The following is a 1,719-nucleotide window of genomic DNA, read 5'->3' as shown; positions in this document are numbered from 1 at the left end:
GCTGTGGTTTGATGATAAACCGGACGCATCCCTAAGTCACTTTTTAATATTCTAAAGGCGGCTTCAATGTCATTGAGCGTGCGATAAGTTTGCCATATTTGTTGATTATTTAAATGCGTTTGGTTGGTACGAATGCAGTAAATTCCTTTGTTTTTATTCGCTTTAGTTTCTTTGTCATGCCACGTCAATGATAAGGCATTTTCTTTGTTCGTATCTGCTGTGAGCTCGAGCTCAAAATGACTTGCTACTTTGCTGTATTTTTCTTTTAACCTACCCAGTTTCTCGCAGACTTTATCATATTTCTTTGTGCAGCCTTTTTTACTTAACCCCGCTTTTACCTTTTCTAATTCTTCAATAAAGCGTTGTTTAAATTTATCATACATCGCACTGCCTTTGCTCTCCATCCCCTGCGAATGGCAATACAATTCCACTTCGCTGCCTTCTAATGGCTTAACTAAATAGGTGGTGACCTGATTATCCGGATCTTCTTTGACAACAACGCCTGAAACATCCTCTGGTAAGGTCAAATTACGTTTACGTGATATCACCAAATACTTGTAACCATGCTCTGTCAACCATTGGATATTATCCTCTGTAGCAATACCTGCATCCATCACCACAATAGCGTCCTTACTACAAGGTTTAACCATTTCCTCTAATGTTTTAGGTTCAGAAACATTCCCCTTAAACAACTGACTCTTTTTGATAAATCCAGAACCATCCAACACTAATGCTAAAGTCACCAGCATACAATCACTGCGCTTTTCTTTTGAACGTCCTAAAGCACCTAGCTCATTATCCAATGATTGACCTTCAAAATAGGTGTTGGTTAAATCATAAAGCGTCACAATTTCCTCAAACTCAAACCATGTCTTCTCTCTTTGGTATAAGGCTTCTTCAATGGCATCTTTAGACTTTAACAGCACATCTGAGATACGATACAGACGATTCTTATGTAATGTGCTGAAATCGGTTTGTAGCACCTCATCTAGTGCACTTTTAGTTTTTAAAACTTCACAAGTCCTCACCTCGCTCGCAGGGTATAATGTGCGTGCTAGAATCGTTGCCAGTGCATCTTGGCATTCGCTATTGGATAAACCACATGCGCTTAGAATCTGTGGCAAATTCAGATCTTGTGCTGCCTTGTGGACAAGGCTTTCGGCACCAATGTTTTTAATGTCAGAGGATTCAACAGAAGAAATATCCACTTGCTCATAGTGTGATTCTACAGGTGAGGTATTAAATAGTGCTTCACCATGTTTTTTAATGACAAGAGCGCTTAGACGACGTGCTTCTGCTTCGATATGATCATCAACATTCAATAGAGCGTGCTCAGCGCCATGCAATAAGTCTTTGATGCGATCAGTCAATAATGCCCATTCTGATTCATCAATAGTGGTATAGCTGCTGCCTAGATTTAAGAGTGTGATTTGGCGTACCTTGCCATTTGCCATGCGCATTGTTTCAACTAGACGATAACTGTAATAGGTGACATCAGCGATAGTGCGTGTTTTTGTTTTGCGTATGTACATAAATCATGCAGTGCTATTTTGTGTTGAATTGACTCTACCAGAGTTTGTAGGCATAAGCAATAGCAAATACAAATATTATGGCACTACAAAAGTGGTTTTGGCATAAAATGAACGTAGGAATGAGGGTTTGAGGGGCGTTAAATTGCAAAAAAAGTTTGATTTGAATACTTAATAATCAAAAATTTAC

The 1,719-nt window shown here is 39.0% G+C and carries 1 protein-coding gene; it reads right to left on the bottom strand.

Translation table 11 applies throughout. The features are described 5' to 3' along the window. Nucleotides 1-1,532: IS1634 family transposase (locus tag ACTS4L_RS11240; RefSeq protein WP_440652064.1), on the bottom strand; the 1,532-nt coding region annotated here is incomplete at its 3' end. Nucleotides 1,533-1,719 lie beyond the last annotated feature (187 nt).

This window comes from Cysteiniphilum sp. 19S12-1 (assembly GCF_052030685.1).
In the GTDB taxonomy this organism is placed as follows: Bacteria; Pseudomonadota; Gammaproteobacteria; order Francisellales; family Francisellaceae; genus Caedibacter.
The sequence above is the reverse complement of the archived record's forward strand: the minus strand, read 5'-3'. Positions and strand labels throughout refer to the sequence as shown.